Genomic DNA, 18,343 nt, shown 5'->3' with positions numbered 1-18,343 from the left:
AATTAAACGTATTCAAAGATAGTCTTTTTTTTTGAATAGTGCAATTACTTTTATCATACTATTTTTCAGTTCCGAATTCAGTCTGTTGGCGTTCTACTTCATCTAACACCCGTTGGCGTTCTTCCTCTGTCAGTTGTACTTTTCCTTCAGATGGTTCTTTGCCCGGGTTCGTATTGAGAGTGGACGGTGTTGTCCTTTGTGTTTCGTAAGCTTGTTCATCATAGCAGAAAGGGAGTTCTGCAGGAACGCTTTCCAGTTCAATATCAGTAGCTGTCGGAGCTTGAGTGCCCTCAAACTGTACGCGGGCTTTCACCTTTATTTTTCCGGCTTTCCGGGTAGAACGAATTAACACCGGAGCAGAGCCGAACTCCACCGCACGGGGATTGGCGCCAATAGTAGCATCTCCGATGATTTCTCCTTCACCTTCTACTGTGAAAACGATATTCTCTTTTGCCAGACGGCGCACATTTCCACTATCATCGGTTACTTCAGCAACTACGACGATAAAGTCAGAACCGTCAGCTACCAGGTTCACTTTTTGAGTATCTACATAAAGGCGTAGTTTGGTGGAACGTCGGGAAGGCATTTTCTTTTGAGTGCATACCACTTTTCCGTCGATGATCCCTTCGGCAACCATGTTCACTTTTTGCCAGTTCTTTTGTGTATAGCTATATCTGCGTGCTTCCCAAAAGTCCCAGACATTCTCAAATACAACGGGGGCATTCGGCATATGCCCTTTGGCATGAACTACCGGTTTCGTCCAGGTTTTCGTTCCATCATAAATAGAAAGACGGACCGAATCACAGTTTGTGAATACAACTACGTCTTTATCGGAGAACTGCGACATTTCATGAGCAATGGATATCATCGGGCCACATTCTGCCAATGGGTGTTGGAGATTGGCAGGCGACTGGCTGCGAAATACTTCATACGCATATTTCTTCTGACGGAAAGCATCATAAATACCGCCCCAATAAGGATCCGGATGGTAGCCACGCTGATGGTCGAACGGATGCCATTGGGCGCCACCGATAAACAAACCGGTCGTGCGGTACATCTCGTCATAACTCTTTGCCAAAGACATAGCCTGTACCAGTAACGGACGTTCTCCCCAACTGCGGCTGGCACGGTTATTATTGTTGTGAGCATACCAGTCATCTACATTCTCCCCGAATTCACGGGTAAAGATACATTGCTCCGGCTTGTCTTCTTTTTCATCATCACCCGGCCAGCCATAAACAACGTCATAATGCTCTTTCACTCCGGCAGAATGGACATCGGCAGCTGCTACCGGACGTCCCGGATAGGGATATTCTTCTTTGGTAATCTCAAGAGCCTTCAAGGCAAAATCAAGCGGATAGCGGGTTTCATTCAAGATGGGTTCCCACATCAATACGGAAGGGTGATTACGGTCACGACGAATCATTTCGCGGGTATTCTGATGAACCAACTCCCCGAACTTAGGGTCTTTGTTCCAGTACTGCCATCCCGGAGTAGCGACAATCACGAACAGACCGAGCTCGTCGCAGGCATCCATAAAGGCAGGATCTTGCGGATAGTGGGCTACCCTAATAATGGTGCATCCGGCATCACGCAGACGTTTGGCATCACGCCATTGCTGTGAGTTCGGCAAAGCATTGCCTACATAAGCAAAGTCCTGATGGCGATTGGCTCCTACCAGTTGCCCGAAAGGTTTGCCATTCAGCCAGAATCCGTCTTTACCACGGAATTCTGCCAGACGAATACCGACACGGGTAATGCCTCCGTCAATGGATTTATTTCCTTTTTTAATACGTGATTGTACACTATATAAATAAGGTGTATCCGGTGACCAAAGAGTAGGATTCTTTACTTCCATCTGTTGACGGATGGATTTTTTCTCTCCCGGCTTTAAAGAAAGTTTTCCTGAACTGCGTTTGATTACTTTTCCATCCGCATCTGTCAATGTCGTTTCTACAGTGACTGACTCGGAACGGGTGTCGTCATTCTGAACTTCGGTGTTTACATATACCTGCGCACTCTTTTCACTGATCTTATCAAAATGAACGAATACACCTCCACCGCCAACGGTTTGTGAATCAATAGCATCAGTAATAGCTACCGGAGATTTGGCAATCATCCATACATCACGATAAATGCCACCATGATAAGCAAAGTCCAATGTGTATTGACGTTTTCCGGGAGGATAGGATTTGTCATCACTGTTGTCTGTGAAAACAGCGAGCAGACAGGAGTCTCCGGCTTGTACGCCATTGGCAGTCAAGTCTAAAGTAAAAGGTAGATAACCTCCCAGATGTTCCTGGATGCGTTTACCATTCAGATATAGAATCTGTTTGCCCATAGCTGCTTCAAAATGAAGCACCACCCGTTGCCCTTTTGTTTCGGCGGGGAGGACAAAGTGTTTACGATACCAGGCCGGTCCCTGATAATTACGGCATCCGCTGCCTTCGGCCGGCATCAACTCTACGGTATGAGGAGTGGAAACGACGTTCCAGGAACGGTCATCAAAGTTTACCGCTTCTGCTCCCCGGACATCACCTCGGAAAAAGCGCCATCCCGGATTGAAATTATAGACTTGTCGCCCGCTACCGGGAAGCTGGATGAATCCGGCAACCGATGTCTCGGGACGGTAAGTTTCTGTAGCCTGCCCTTTTTCTGTCAAGAAGAATAGCAACAGAAAAGCTGATAAGATGATAAATGGTCTTTTATTCATAATTCTTTATTTATATATTTCATTCGTTAAATGATAATTTATTTTCCACCACAGAGGATACAGAGGTTTAATCTTTTTTATTCACTATAGAGTAACACAGAGTCTCACATATTTATAATCGTATTTGTCGCTCTTCTTTACTTGCGGAAAGAGAGAGAAGAACCCTGTGTCCTCTGTGGTGAACTATCATTTCTCATTTTCAATCATTATGATAATATCCTTTTTTCTACTTTCCGGTAAAACTTTCAAGTCCGTCACTTTTCCGTTTTTGAGAGTGGCTTCTACTGTTGTTTCGCCCGGAGCATGAAGTTTGAAATGTACGTTCCATTCTTTCGGCCATGCTGGGAAAAGGAGTATTTGTTCTCCATTTGTTTGCAATAGCATTTCCTGAAGTCCTATCATGCCGCTACCTCCCCAGTTGTGATCGGGTGTCCAGTCATATCCCGGTCCCCAAAATGCGGGGAAACGATGCGGTCCATTTGATAATTTGGCTAAAGATAATTTCTTTGCTTCTTCGGTCAGGCCTAAACAAGCAGCCCATATATTATCTTGTTTCCATCCGGTATGCGAACGGAACTTGATTGCATCCGGGTCATAAAAGTAGGTATTACGTGCTATATCCAGCTTCTCTTTGCCTACTCCGTAAATCCTCCACGGAAATACAGGGTATAGTTGTGGCGTTTCTACATTATTGATTCGCTCCCAACTTACAGCGGGGGCGATTATTTGTTTTAAAAGCGATGAATCTCCTACTTCTATGTATCGCAATGGAATCGGAGGTATTGTTTTTAGCATCTCCTCTTTCTTTCCATAGGTTTCTAATACAACTTTCAGTGCGGCGATGGTGCTGCTTGCGTTATTGGTCATCTTATATGTTTCACAGGCAGAGCCTGGGAAAAGAATCAGATGTCCGTTGCCATCCAACGCTTTCCGTCCCCGGCAGGAGGCCAGTTGCCGATAATGTTCGTCGAAGAATGTCAGCGAACTCTCGATCAGAGGTAAATAAGGGGTAATATCAGCATTTGCATAGTTCTTTGTTTCCAATATCATTTGGCAGAATTCAAGAACCGTATCCCATTCATATTCCAGCCAGGCATTATATTCCAATCCTTTGTCGAACCAGTCCGGTCGTTTGAAACCATATTCTGCGGGGTTCGGCAAACCGAAATTTTCGGTCTGCTCGCTAAAGCAAGCTCCATCATGTTGCCAATATACACGGCTCCGGAGTTCTGCATTCTTCAACATGCGGTTATAAAAATCAAACTGGGAAGGCATCATATCAAAATCTCCGCTTTTCAGCATTGGCCAGTATACTAAACGTTGATTCTGTGCAGTCATCGTGCCACCTCCCCATTTCCGGTAGTCGGGAGTAAAAGATTGTTTTTCATCGACATGGCAAGGATCAAAGGTGAATAGTCCGCCATTGAATTTAGTCGGTACGCTGCCATAAGCATTACATCCCAGCATATAGCGGAAAAGGGTGTAGTTTACAGTTATTTCTTTTGCTTCTCCTTCTGCTTCGATAAAACTACGTTGCCAAAAGGAATTCCACCACGAACGGGTCTGTTTTTTATCCTGTATGATAGTCTTCGATGAAACTTTACCTTTGGGGGCTATTCTATGCAAAGCTGTTTGTACTCCCTGCTTCCATTCTTCTATTGTTTCTGTCTGGTCTGTATGCAACACAATGCAGAAATGTTCTTTCCTGACTGCTTTGAAAGAACGGAATTTCCAGGCACGATAGTCTGTTCCGGCATATACATCATCCGCAGTACCTGCAAATTCTAAGTTTTCACCAAAAAGAGTTCCTCCGAAAGTCAAGTTTTTCAAAGGATTCATCATTTGAGATTTAACTTCGTTCATCCCTTGTTGAGCCACAACTACATCAAAAACGGTCTGTTCGGGATTGCGATGATAGAACAGAAGTTGATTTGTGTTCACGGAAACACAGTCGGCCTCTGTCACAGAGCCTTTCGGGGGAGCCCATTTGTAGGAACACTGTTGTCCCTCTCCTTTTCTGACAGGTCGTTCCTGATAGCGCCAATTTTCATAAAAGACTTCAGTCTGCAACGGTTGTGCATTTGTTACCTCTACATGTATAACTGGATGAAAAACATCTACCCAAAATTGTATCTGCGTGTTTCCTGCCGCGATTTCTACATATCCGTCTTTCAGCTTCAACTCCTGACGAAAATCTTTAGCGTCTTTGAAAGGATTGGGCGACAGGCGGAGACGTACACGCCCTTGTTTTAACTGGCAGTTGTTTTCGTCGAATGTACCGCTACGGCTCACATAGAACATAACATCACCGTCTTCTACCCATATATTCATCCCAATATCTCCACCACCACAGGGCATAGATTCAGAAGAATTACGACTGGGAGTATTCCAAATGACATTGGCATGCTGACTCCAAAGAGCCGACACGCCAACAAACAGTATGGTTATAATCAGATAAAATCTCTTCATATATTTTTCATCTTTTACCTTGTCTATTTACGATTACCAATCATCCGAACGAAAAGATCCTAAAGGTAATCCGTCGCAATATACATCTCCTTCCACATAGTTTTCAAAACAATATCGAACAGCTACCGGGTGCGACACTTTATCGCTTTTCACCAGCATCTTACTACGTTCTATCCATGCTTTAGCCGGATAAAAAACTTTATCTTCGCCGGCTACCTGAAAGTTTTTCGATTCGAAACAGTTCTTGCCGCTGATCCACATATTGGCACGTTCGAAGCTGACAACTATGGTGTCGTTCTTTATTTCAATGCTTTTATAATAAGGACTTTCGCCATTTACACCTTCCACTCCATACGTTTTAGTTAAAGCCAGAAGTGCCAGACGTTCACCTGCAACCTGTTTCTTTGCGGGATGAATACCTTTTTCCATTCCTGCATCCAGTAATACAGCCATACCGCTGTTAGCTACACGATGTTCTACTTTTGCCTGTGCCTCCCGGAGATATGCCGAATTTATCACATCCTTTCCTTTTTCGGTAATAATCCCGTAATCATACGGAGCTATCTGGCAATAATAAAAGGGAAAATCACCCTGTTTCCATTCGGCACGCCAACCGTTAATCAATCGGGTAAACATATCAGCATACGTATGGGCACGATTCCAGTTATCTTCGCCCTGATACCAAATCACTCCTTTCATGGTCATACCGATTAACGGATGTAACATACCGTTATAAAGCACGGTCGGAGTGCGGTTTTTAGATTTTATGTCGGCTTCCGTTTGAGGAATCTTCGCTTCCGGGAAGGCTTTCAGCCAGTCTGCCGTCATCCATGCTTCACAGGCGGAACCACCCCAGGCTGCTACAACCAACCCAACCGGAACATCTAATATTTCATTTACCAGTCTCCCGAAATAATAGGCTGTTGCGCTGAAATCACGGACGCTGGCCGGGGTTGCTTCTTTCCACGAACCGATAACGTCATTCTGCGGAGTGAATGTAGAAGTACGTTTCACCGTAAACAGACGGATTTGCGGATTCTTGCTGTGAAGAATGTCCATATTGGCATTTTCTACCGGTTGGTTTTTGAAGCCTTTCATCGGCATTTCCATATTACTTTGTCCGGAACAAAGCCAAAGTTCGCCTATCAGAATATTATTCAGTGTCTTTTGGGTTCCATCATCAAAGGTCACAGTATAAGGGCCTCCAGCTTCGGGAGTAGCTACTGCCAGTTTCCATGCCCCATTTTTATCTGCTGTTGCTGCATATTGTTTTCCATTCCAACTAGTGGTCACTGTTACTTTTTTATGAGGAGTCGCCGTCCCCCAAAGGTTTGCATTGGTCTGTTGCTGCATCACCATGCCATCAGAAAAAATAGCCGGTAACCTTACTTCTGCGTGTGTTGACAGGCAGGCAGCAAGCAGAAAACCTGCCAACATTGTACCTGTTTTAATAATTGAACTTTTCATACTTTAGCTATATTATAATGAATTGGGCACGGATTACATGGATTGCGCTGTTACTTTATGTAATACGATTCTCATAAACCGTGTAATCCGTGCCTTAAAAATCTATTTTATTCTGTGGTAGAAAAACTCAAAGGTCCGAGCAATCCTGCCGGAAGCAACGTTTTCTCTGCCCTGCGATATTTTGCATTAGTCCAAATGCCATCAAACGGCGCTTTTCCTTCATCAGCTCCTGTCAGTGCATTCGCCCAAGTATTTGTAACCTCTATTTCAAGCTCATTAGTTCCTTTTTTCAGGACACCTGTAATATCTGCACGATAAGGAGCTGTCCAGATTGTGCCACAATCTACACCATTCACACGAACAGTTGCCAAATTATAAACTGTTCCCAGATTCAGATAAATCTGTTGGTCTTTATTCGGTTTATTTTTCCAGCGGAAAGTGGTTTTATAGGTCGCTGTCCCCGAATAGTAACGTATCTGTTCATCCGATTCTTGGCTCCAGTCGAAGAGTTCTTTTCGTGTAAGCGTTTTCTTGTTAGCTGCAAAGGTTATAGTATATTCTTTTGCTTCCAAAGCTATGTTTAAAGGCTCTTTGGCTGTATCTTTTTTCTCCTTTTGCAGTTTGGAAGAGTTCGCTCCATAGCCTTCATGTACTCCCTCCGTAGGATATACGATGAATACGGACTCATTAGGAGCCAATGTGAGAGTAACTTCCGTCCGGTTTCCGTTGATACGATAGGAAGGATGAATATTCATCTCACCTGTCACCGGGTTCCAACATTCCGGTTTCTTACCGTAAATACGCATACTTGCAGTAAACGTGCGTGTTTCGTCCTTTTGGTTGGCTACGAAATAGAGTTCGCCAAGTTCGCCACGACGATGCGTCCAGGCAATATCTTCCGGCACGATCATGTCACGTTCCAAGCCATACATGGAAAAATCTTCTTCTGTATAAGGTAAAGAAGGTACCAAAATGCCAGCTTCTTTTAGTTCATTGATTTTCTTCTGCACTTCCGATGACAATACTGGTTCGGGATTCATAGGACGCGAAAGAGGCAGTACCAGCACTTTATAACTTGCTCCACCCGGCAACGTTATTCGTCCGTTTTCTGCTTTCGCCAAACGAAGTAATGCATCTTTATTAAAACTATCGTATGTATATCCACGAAGCGGATTCACCCATTTCTCCGGATCAGCCATGTTAGCTGAATGAGTAACACCTACCGGGCGTACACGTAAAGGCTGTCCCTCATTGGCCAGACGGATGCGTTCACTTTCCACTCGTTCTGCACCGAAGATTCCCGGCAGAGAAGGAACCAATCGTTCCGGTAATATCGAACGCCTCGGCACTTCTTCACCTGTAAAGACTGCGATGTCTGTTACCGGATGCCCATATTGCAACAACGACTGGCAACGGGTAGCATATTCGGAAAAGGCTTTTGCCCCTTTATTCCACCAGGTCTGATCCCGTTGGAAAAATAGTCCGATACCATCCAATGTCATGCCGGGCTTGCGGTCCAGCCAGGGATTATGTACATATACATGGTAGAAAAGGCGGTTGATTCCTAATGCGTAATTACGATCCAACAAGGCTTTCAACATTCCGGGGTATTCATCCCACGTGCCACGCACTTCGGTGAATCCTTCAGCCTGAATTATATTCTTTCCGTAGATATGTGCTCCGCTAATAGCGTCGAGCATATCATTCGGCTTGTCATGTGTAGGACTGTTCAACCAAAATTCACCCATCGGAAGATCTACTTTTTGATAATGTAGTAGACCATCGCTTACCATCGTGGGAGCCACACATTCTGCCGAAAACTGGCAATCATATTTTCTCGCACAGTCCGCCAATACCTGATAAAACACATCTACGACGAGTTCTGATATGGTAGTACGTACGTCTCGCAGAATCTTTTCACTTTGTTCGACACTTTCCATCGGAATACCTGCCAATAGAGGTAGATAAGGCATCAAATCGTAACCACGACGTTTCTGAAATTCAATAGCGAAATGCTTATTCCAGTTTTGGCTGCCACATTCCCAACTGTCGACATGCATATATTTCAGTACGCGACGGGCTACTTCGGGATTGGTCTTTGCAAATGCCTGCGCAAACCAGTTATCGAATTGCTTCCGTACCGTTTTCGGGTTAAACTTATCACATTCCAATCCTTTTCCGCCTCCCGCTGTTGCATTGGTATGTCCGGTAGCCGTATGTCCCATGCGGAGTAATTTCCATTTTCCTTTGGGGAGAGTGGCGGTCAATGTTTTTCCATTCGAATAACCGGTATATTGCTCTGTCAGATTGATGACTTGTGAAAGTGAATAGCAATCCTGTTTCCCAACTTCCTCTTCTTTAGTCGCTTGAGCGACACGCCATACCAGTCCGGCTTTTCCTTCCCATTGGTTCAGACGGGCTTCCCGGTGCAGGCGTAATTTCTTTATTTTCAGATTGGGCTTCCATTTGGCAGCATCCATATCTTCACTTCCCGGTTCGCTTCCTTCAGGAGTCCAGTAGAAACGGAAGAAACGGGCGGTAGTCGGAGGAATACTATGAGTTGAATTCTCATCCGTATTCTGCCATCCCTGACGGGCAGGTACCAATTGCTTAACCAAACGATAATTCACTCCGTCGTCACTGACCATTACTTTCAAGCGGTGTGCCTGATAATTATTACCATTTAAAACGATTTCGATGTTCCGGCAAGTGAAAGGTTGTTCGTATTCATACTGGATATAGCAAGGATATGAAGAACGGATCACTCCTGCCGCGTCCATATTCACTGTTTGAGCAGCTTTTACATTTCCTGTCGTGGCTAGGTTGACACAGGTAATTTTTGCCTGCATCTCGTCCGCTGCGTCTTCTACCGGTAAAGCGAATAATGCAATATCTTCATAATAATTTTCATAGGCTTCCGGTTGTGGCAAGCGAATAGCCATCAACTTTCCTCCGTTTACAATCGTATCACTCCAAACCACTTTTTGCATGGATTCTTCGGGAGCAATCCAGGGACCTCCCGCCAATGCAAAACCATCACAAATGTGCATCCCCAATTTCAGCCCCAAACGATCTGCTTCTTCCATGCTGAAACGCACCATCTCCCACCATTCGGGAGTTAGCTGCTGCGCTTTGCCATCGTATTGGGCACCTTCATGAACACCTTTAATCGGCATCAGATAAGTACCTCCTAATCCGGCATGTTTCATTGCCTCCAAGTCGGCTGTAATCCCTTCTTTAGACACGGCACCATACATCCAATACCAAAAGGTCCAGGGTTTTGCTTCGTCAGAAGGGTTTAAGAATTGATCGCGAAGTGAGCGTGTTTGCTGTGCATCGGCAGGGTATACGGCTGTCCATGCCAATAAAGAAAGTGCAAATATTTGTTGTTTCAGTCGATTTTTCATTCCAATTTATATTTTACAATAAAGAAGACGAAAAAAGGTCTGTTTTGTACTCACTATTAATATAATTTCGTGACTCATTGAAATAGTCCATACACTTCCCTATTGCACACCAAATATTTGAAGAAGATGCAATATGGAAAGAATCAGTGCATTGATAGGCAGTTATTGAACCACCCTAAACGAATTCAACATAGCAGCGTCTTTTAATATATAATATTTTTATTATTATATTTGAAGTATAAAATATCGTACATGCACTTCATTAGAAAATTTTATATATAATGATATAATAATTTATTTATTACTAATTATTGATATTTATATATATAATTAACTGAAATACAGGTTTTTGAAACAATAACACTATTTCTGTTTTTAAATCAAATATAAGACATTATCTTTGCGCCGGAGTCAGATGTGTGGCTTCTTTTCAAGTACTAATATGTAATATTTATTTTTAAAATGAGTCTTAGGTATAAGAAGAAAAAAATTGTATTGTGTTTCGACAAAGAGAACAAAGTCGAAAAGTATGTAGCCGCTAATGTACTTGCGGGAAGTCTTAATTATAAGAAGTTGTGTGATGAAGTCAATCAGCGAACCGGTATTCACCGTTCTATGGTAGATGTGGTGCTAAAAGGATTGCAAGACACTATGGTCTCTTTTTTAGAAGAGGGCTTTTCGGTTAAACTGGATGAATTTGGTTCATTTCGTCCAGCAATCAATGCAGAGAGTCAGGATAAGGAGGATGATGTGAATATACATACCATCATTCGTAGAAAAATCGTATTTACTCCAGGAAGTAAGTTTAAGGCAATGCTTGGTGGAGCAAGTATTGAATTGTTCGGAGATGGAACTACAATTACCGAAAGTGGTAATAATGGTGGGGCATCGGGAGGAGATTCAGGAGGGGAAGCTCCGGACCCTGCTGCTTAATTTTTACTTTAGTCTTTTTGAATAAGGAAAGCTTGATAAGCTTTCCTTATTTTTTTGACATTTTGGACGATAATGAGCAAAATTGTCGTTGCCTGATGGCAAATTCACCGTTGGGCAATGATGAATTCACGGTTGCCCAACGGTGAATTCAACATTTATATTGATGATTAGATAATACTTTTCGACAAATCCAACCGGAGATATGCTATACATTCCCTTTTACTTCTTCCCTACCTTTTTTTACTGTTTTTCTTGGAAAAAGAAAAAATATAGTTTAGAAATAATTCTAATTACATTTTTTTGCATATATTTGTTGCGTTTCTCACGCCGATACCTCAATTCGTGAGGTTAAGGGTGGTGTGGGAAATGGATTATATTAAAGAAAGACGTTTACTTGACGTTTTGTCTTTGGCTCTTTAAAACTTCGCAACTTTTAAATGGTCAGTCAAAGAACAAAGCAACAGTAGGTGTCTACGGGATGTGTCTATACTTTGGATATGCTTTGAGAAAAGTATATGTGATTTATTATACATATCGGCGTGGGCTTCTGCGTTGCTCGTTCAACTGACTGGGCAATGCGAAGGCCTTAAAGAGCGGGACGAGTAACAGGTACAGATTCCCGCGCTTTTTTTATTATAGTCTATTGTCTTTTTTATTATTGAACCGTCTGGTTCGGGATCTGCGGGCATTTATCAGACAATACTATTATGGGAAAAATGTTTTTAGCATTTTTTATTTTATTCATGGCTATAGCCTTGAATAGTGTTAATGCGCAGGAAAAAAATAGCAAAAATATTATTCAAAGCAATCAATTAACACACATTGTACCAGATTTTTTCTTAAGTAAGAATTACAGTTATAATTTAATTGATTCTGAAATAGTAACGGATACTATAAAACAAGAGGCAGGAAAAATATCCTCAAGAAAAGCGCCATCCAAAGATGAAAATATATGGAAAAATATAGGTAGGATTTGTAGTACTATTATTGTGTTTGGATGGTTAATAATTGAAGTAATTCTGAGAAAACATTAAACTTATAACTTTTAAAATAAAAAAATAGTATGGACACTGTTGTAGCATTTTGTATCATTATATTTATTATTTATACATTGTTTTGTATTATACCTGCACAAATGGCAGAAACAAGAGGTAGAAGTGTAATGGGTTGGTTCTTTCTATCAATTCTTATAACTCCAATTTACACTTCTTTTGTCATTTTTTTCCTTGGGGAAACTGATGAAAAACGTAAAGAAAGAATTTTTCAAGAAGAAGAATGGAGAATTCTCTGTCGGAAATTATACTCAAATAAAAACAATCATGAAAACTAAATCTTTATTATTAATTTTATTGGTAGGGTTTGTGTCGTGCAAAGATTTTAAACCTTCTAAAGAAAACACTATTTTGATAGAACCAAAAGAACATGTTCTTGAAGGAACTTATGTTTCTAATGACGGACTTTATAAGTCTTTTACCTTCAAAGGAAGTTCGACGGTTGTAATCAAAGATAATATCTTTGGATTTGACTTTGCTTCAAGTTATGAAAGAGATGGAAATCTGATTCGTGTCAGAACAGATCAATCTGATTTATTGTTAGAAATAGTCACACCTGATTCTTTAGTCGGTGAAGGATTTGCAAAAGGTAGTTTCAAGAAAGTCTATAATTAGAAAAAGAAGAGACTTTTCTACTTCATAGGAATTGTACTTCCTACTGTCGCGGTGATTGGATGGCATATTTTTAAAGATAAAAGCGGGAATGTATGTTATTAGACATAAAATAATATAATTCGCCTAATGCATATCCTTATATCATAAAATAAATAGTATATTTGTGATAAAATCTCGAATAAAACAATTAAAATATGATTATTCAATTTACAATAGGAAATTTTCTATCTTTCAAAGAACAATCTACATTGTCATTAGTAGCATCAGCTTTGAAAGAAATACAGGTTCCGGCCGAAGATATAATCTTTAATGTAGGGACTGCCGGATTATCATTAATGAAGAGCGCGGTAGTCTATGGTGCTAATGCATCAGGCAAATCCAATTTTATAAAGGCATTGGAGTTCTTTAAGTGGTATGTGATAAATTCATCAAAGGATATTCAAGCAGGCGAACGTGTTAATATAGAAAGTTTCCGGTTAAACTCACTTACTGCGAACGAACCAAGTTATTTTGAAGCAATATTCTGTGATGAAGATAACCAATATCGTTATGGATTTGAAGCTGATAATTCATTGGTACATTCGGAATGGCTTTATCAAAAAGCCAATAAAAAGAGAGCTAAGGAAATTGAATTATTCTATCGGGAAAAAGATAATTTTGATATTCATACTAAGTTTGTCGTTGGTAAAGAACTTGCAGGTAAACGAATGGTAAGGGCAAATGCATTATTGCTTTCTGTTGCGGCACAATTCAATGATCCAACAGCAGTAGAGATAATGAAATGGTTGAATGATACCACTATTATTTCAGGTTCTAACGATGAAAAAATATGGAATACAGCAACTATCCAACTGGATGATATCAAAATGAAACAGAGAATTGTAGAGTTTTCCCGTTATGCTGATTTAGGTATTGAAAATATTGAAAAAATTGATAATGCTATTGTGAGTACACATACGCAATATGACGAGGAAGGGCATGAAGTCAAAACTATTACTTTCCCATTCAGGAAAAATGAATCGGAAGGTACAATAAAGTATTTTTCTCTGGCATACCCTATCATTGATGCTTTGGATAATGGAAAGCGTCTTATAATAGATGAATTTGACTCTAAAATGCATCCTCTTCTTACATGTAGAATTATTGCCTTGTTTAATTCAAAAGAAACAAATCCCCAAAATGCTCAATTAATTTTCACTACTCACGATACAAATTTGTTGAGTGCTAATATATTCCGGCGGGATCAGGTTTGGTTTACACAAAAAGACCGCTATGGTGCAACCGAACTTTATTCATTGGCAGAGTATAAAGTACGTAATGATGCTTCGTTTGAAAAAGATTATTTATCAGGAAAGTATGGAGCAATTCCAATTGTTGGAGATTTAACCCGCTTGTTTAATACCCAAGAAAATTAAACCATGACGGCTACAAAAAGGAAAAATATAAATCCGCGTATCGAAAGAAAGATAACCCGTATCAGTAGTGTACGTGAGGTGAAACAAACATTTCTGATTATTTGCGAAGGAGTTAATACTGAACCTGATTATTTCAATGCTTTTCGTTTGACTTCTGCCAATGTGAAGGCACTTGGTCAAGGTATGGGAACATTGGCATTAGTACACAAGGCTATCCATATAAAAGAGCAGGAAAAGCTAAAGGGACGAACATATAATCAGAATTGGGTGGTCTTTGATAAAGATGATTTTCCTGAAAATGATTTTAACTCTGCAATCTTATTGGCGCAACAAAATGGTTTTGAAGTGGCTTATAGTAACCAAGCTTTTGAATTTTGGTTTTTACTGCATTTTAATCTATACCAAGGGGCGTTGCATCGTTCCAGATATGAAAAAATGTTGAGCGCTTTGCTCGGATTTGCTTATACAAAAAAATCGGGTGTAAGTTCTAAAATGTTTAATACTTTGTTTTCTAAACAAGAACAAGCCATTAATCACGCTAAAACTATCATGAGACAATTTAATGGGAATAATCCGGCACAACAAGAATCTTCTACTACTGTTCATTTGTTGGTAAAAGAGTTGAATAAGTTCCTATAATATAAATCGGAAACATTTGATATTTTTTGTGTGGGTTGCTTAACCTTTTCTTGTTTGCCTTATTTCTCGCACAACATTATTTGCTGTCTTTTACAGCCTCTTCAATTCGAGATACAAATTGTGGATTGCTGGGGCGTGCCGTAGTTCCAAAATCTACAATTTGCCCTTTTCTATTAATCAACAAATAATAGGGCATTCTATCTATTTTCCATTGTTTGCGAATTTTCTGTAAGTTATCTTTTCCAAAATAATCAGATGCATAAATACATTCAATTCCCCGGTTTTTCAATGAATACTCATTCAGACATTCTTCCCATTCTTCCTTGGGTTCACTTACACATATGGAATATATGACCAGGTCTTTGGTGGAATACTTACTCCGCAATTGTTTTAAAGGTTCCATTTCTGCCAGGCATGGTGGACACCACCTAGCCCAAAAATCGAAATAGATTACTTTTCCGTGATGCTTCTCAAGTATATTATAGATGGGTTCCATGTAAGGCATAGATGTTTTTAGCTTTGAGTTTTCGTGAAACTCACCATATAATAAATTATTGGAAACTGGTTGCGGATTTTCCAGGTAAGATTTAGTCTGATTATATATCTGCATCACTTGTGCACGCAAATGTGGCATTTTTACGATTGAATCAAACTGTGTATGCCTCGTTGTTAAAGCAAGTGTATCATTTGCATTCAAAGAGCCAACTGCCATTTTGGTATATATATACTCGTTCAGTTCACTTTCTTCTGTCTGTACAGATGATTCGAATTGAGATTTTGCCCGGTCTTTTTGCCCGCATCCGGCTAATAACAAAGAGGTTATTTAAATATTTCACAATATATACATTTAATTTGTGAGATAAACAAGCAAAGCTATAACCAACGCACAAACTTCCTGATATACCAGTTCTTCACGAACTGCGTCAAAATGCAATAAGAGAGCAAAATTCCAACCAGCCAGGGGAAATAGCTCAAAGGAAGAGCTGTCAATCCGATGGAACGCCCGAAAGCGGTGAAAGGAATAAGAATACCTATTGCCATGATTAAGAAGGTCAGTCCCATCACAGGCCATGTGGCACGGCTTTGTATGAACGGTATCTTGCGGGTACGTATCATGTGGACAATCAATGTCTGTGATAACAAACCTTCCACAAACCATCCGGTTTGAAACAATGTCTGATGTTCGGGGCTGTTGCAGCTAAATACGTACCACATGACCAGATATGTTATAATATCAAAGATAGAACTGATGGGACCTACATAAATCATAAAACGACTTAGATCGGACGCATCCCATTTACGGGGTTTCTTCAGGAACTCCGGGTCCATACGGTCAAAAGGAATGGTGGTCTGCGATATGTCATACAATAAGTTCTGAATCAATAGATGTATCGGCATCATGGGCAGAAACGGCAGGAATGCACTGGCAAACATCACACTGAACATATTACCAAAATTGGAACTGGCAGTCATCTTTATGTACTTATTGATATTGCCGAATGTCTTTCTTCCTTCGAGTACTCCGTCTTCCAATACCATCAAATCTTTTTCCAACAAGATAATATCTGCGCTTTCTTTGGCTATATCCACTGCTGAATCGACTGATATACCAATGTCCGACTGACGCAATGCACCTGCATCATTGATTCCATCTCCCAAGAATCCTACCGTATTGCCTTGTTCCTGCAACAGAGAGATGATTTGCGTCTTCTGTAATGGAGTCAGTTTTGAAAATAAAGTGGTATGTTTTACCGCTTCTTTCAATGCTGTTTCGTCCATATTCTCTATTTCTATCCCGGTAAGAAAATGACTGGTATCAATACCTACCTGCCGGGCAATAGCTTTCACTACGACATCATTATCTCCCGATAGAATTTTCACTGCTACTCCATGCGCATATAATTGTTCGATAGCTTCAGCTGCAGAAGGTTTCGGAGGATCAAGAAAAGCAAGATACCCAATCAGTACCATTTCTTTTTCATCTTCGATGGCGAAATTACAATCTTTCTCGATAAAACTTTTTTGGGAGACTGCCAACACTCTCATCCCCTGCTGATTCATTTCTTCACTAATCATCTTTGCCTTGATTTTCAAAGCATCAGTCAAAGGATGAATCTGCCCGTTGAACTCGGCATAGGAACAGACATCGAGAACCTCTTCTACTGCTCCTTTAGTGATGATTTGCCGTTTCCCCTGCCTGTCTTCTATTACAACAGACATTCTTCTGCGTGTAAAGTCGAAAGGTATTTCATCCACTTTGGTGTAGTCATTCTTTAAATGTTCCAGACTCAAATCTCTTACATGAGAAAGAATCGCTTTATCCATCAGGTTCCTTAAACCGGTTTGGAAATAACTGTTAAAGTACGCATGACGAAGAATACGTTTACTGTTATCATCACTGCCATCCGCATTGATATATTTCTCCAATACAATTTTATCGCAGGTCAATGTACCGGTTTTGTCAGTGCAGAGTATGTCCATCGCTCCAAAATTCTGAATGGCATTGAGATTCTTTACGATTGTTTTCTTTTTGGACATGGCTATCGCTCCTTTGGAAAGGTTGGCAGTCACAATCATCGGTAACATTTCCGGGGTAAGACCAACCGCAACGGATATGGCGAATATGAAGGCCTCAAACCAATCCCCTTTCGTAAAGCCATTCACGAAAAATACAAATGGAACCATAACCAGCATGAAGCGAATCAATAAAAAGCTAACCTTACTTATGCCTTTATCAAAAGCTGTAGTAGCACGATGCCCCACCAGACTCCTTGCGATTGTACCCAAATATGTTTTGTTCCCTGTTTCAAAGACAATCCCTTTTGCTGCTCCACTAATCACATTGGAACCCATATAACAAATATTGTCCAACTCGGTAACGCTTCCTTTCCGATACTGTTGCCCCTGTATCTCCGGAAACTTTTCTATCGGTTCGGATTCCCCTGTCAATGAAGCCTGACTGATGAACAAGTCTTTTGAGTCGATGATCCGAATATCAGCGGGAACCATGTCTCCGGCTGCCAAATACACTATATCTCCCGGAACGAGTTCCGTTATATCGATTTCTTCTTCCTGTTCACCGGCACGTTTGGCAAGACAAGTGTTTTTTACCATTTTCATTAAAGAATCCGTAGCTTCACTTGCTCTCCATTCCTGCCAAAAACGCAGGATAGCACTGAACAGTACCATGGATGAGATGATGATGACTCCCGTCCATTCTTGTTCTCCGGGTTCAGCCATCAGTACATCCAGAAACAAGGATATAATGGCAAGTCCGGTCAGGACACCAATGAAAGGATTGATAAAGGTTTTGATAAATAGTATAAACGGATTCTTTTTCTGTTCATGTACCACTTCGTTTCTTCCATAAACGGACTGTCGTTCCTGCACTTCTCCCAGCGTTAATCCCAGCTTTGTTGTCTGCAAGTATGAATAGATTAACTTACCGGGTTGTGTGGCAACCAAAAATATTTTTTCTGAATTGAATGTGTACTGTGATGAACGCAGTTTTTTCTTCCATACCATAATCTCTAATTTTTTAAGTTACTAACTGCATTTGTTAATTCGATGCAAAAGTAAGGAGGACTTCACGAAGAAGCTGTTAGAGAATGATTAGAGTGGTATTAGAAAACG

General features: G+C 40.8%; 11 protein-coding genes and 1 pseudogene. 6 read left to right on the top strand and 6 right to left on the bottom strand.

The window, feature by feature from the left end; translation table 11 throughout:
* Positions 1 to 58: 58 nt before the first annotated feature.
* From I2I04_RS07845 to I2I04_RS07830, 4 genes are all read right to left on the bottom strand, one after another.
* Entirely contained in the window at positions 59 to 2,713 is a 2,655-nt protein-coding gene (locus I2I04_RS07845; protein WP_143260285.1) for a glycoside hydrolase family 2 protein, read from the bottom strand.
* A gap of 186 nt (positions 2,714 to 2,899) precedes the next feature.
* Positions 2,900 to 5,182 carry a DUF5703 domain-containing protein gene (locus I2I04_RS07840; protein ID WP_195654737.1) on the bottom strand — a complete coding sequence of 761 codons (2,283 nt, stop codon included), beginning with the start codon at positions 5,180 to 5,182 and terminating at the stop codon, positions 2,900 to 2,902.
* Positions 5,183 to 5,215: 33 nt separating this feature from the next.
* Positions 5,216 to 6,649, bottom strand: a complete 1,434-nt coding sequence (locus I2I04_RS07835) for a sialate O-acetylesterase (RefSeq protein ID WP_195654736.1) — start codon at positions 6,647 to 6,649, stop codon at positions 5,216 to 5,218.
* A gap of 107 nt (positions 6,650 to 6,756) precedes the next feature.
* The gene (locus I2I04_RS07830; protein WP_195654735.1) at positions 6,757 to 10,056 is read right to left on the bottom strand and encodes a glycosyl hydrolase; all 3,300 of its coding nucleotides are present in this window, start codon (positions 10,054 to 10,056) and stop codon (positions 6,757 to 6,759) included.
* A gap of 462 nt (positions 10,057 to 10,518) precedes the next feature.
* Here I2I04_RS07830 and I2I04_RS07825 point away from each other — a divergent pair, with 462 nt between their 5' ends.
* From I2I04_RS07825 to I2I04_RS07800, 6 genes are all read left to right on the top strand, one after another.
* Positions 10,519 to 10,989 (top strand): HU family DNA-binding protein, encoded by a 471-nt coding sequence (locus I2I04_RS07825; RefSeq protein WP_195654734.1) that lies wholly within the window; start codon positions 10,519 to 10,521, stop codon positions 10,987 to 10,989.
* 707 nt (positions 10,990 to 11,696) lie between these two features.
* Positions 11,697 to 12,023 (top strand): hypothetical protein, encoded by a 327-nt coding sequence (locus I2I04_RS07820; protein ID WP_195471388.1) that lies wholly within the window; start codon positions 11,697 to 11,699, stop codon positions 12,021 to 12,023.
* Positions 12,024 to 12,052: 29 nt separating this feature from the next.
* A complete protein-coding gene (locus I2I04_RS07815; protein ID WP_195654733.1) occupies positions 12,053 to 12,319 on the top strand; it encodes a hypothetical protein in 267 nt (88 codons plus the stop codon).
* Entirely contained in the window at positions 12,309 to 12,656 is a 348-nt protein-coding gene (locus tag I2I04_RS07810) for a hypothetical protein (RefSeq protein ID WP_157446487.1), read from the top strand. Before I2I04_RS07815 ends, I2I04_RS07810 begins: the two co-directional genes overlap by 11 nt.
* A 194-nt stretch (positions 12,657 to 12,850) precedes the next feature.
* Positions 12,851 to 14,071, top strand: a complete 1,221-nt coding sequence (locus I2I04_RS07805) for an AAA family ATPase (protein WP_143260279.1) — start codon at positions 12,851 to 12,853, stop codon at positions 14,069 to 14,071.
* A gap of 3 nt (positions 14,072 to 14,074) precedes the next feature.
* On the top strand, positions 14,075 to 14,710 hold the full coding sequence (locus tag I2I04_RS07800) for an RloB family protein (protein ID WP_055235022.1): 636 nt from the start codon (positions 14,075 to 14,077) through the stop codon (positions 14,708 to 14,710).
* A gap of 76 nt (positions 14,711 to 14,786) precedes the next feature.
* Here I2I04_RS07800 and I2I04_RS07795 read toward each other — a convergent pair.
* Positions 14,787 to 15,455, bottom strand: a pseudogene (locus I2I04_RS07795) (TlpA family protein disulfide reductase); the annotation flags it as partial.
* Between the two features lie 128 nt (positions 15,456 to 15,583).
* A complete protein-coding gene (gene mgtA, locus I2I04_RS07790; RefSeq protein WP_195654732.1) occupies positions 15,584 to 18,235 on the bottom strand; it encodes a magnesium-translocating P-type ATPase in 2,652 nt (883 codons plus the stop codon).
* Positions 18,236 to 18,343: the final 108 nt, after the last annotated feature.

Origin of the sequence: Bacteroides sp. 1001136B_160425_E2 (assembly GCF_015559655.1) — a bacterium.
Lineage (GTDB): Bacteria > Bacteroidota > Bacteroidia > Bacteroidales > Bacteroidaceae > Bacteroides > Bacteroides luhongzhouii.
This window is presented reverse-complemented; position numbering and strand designations above follow the sequence as displayed.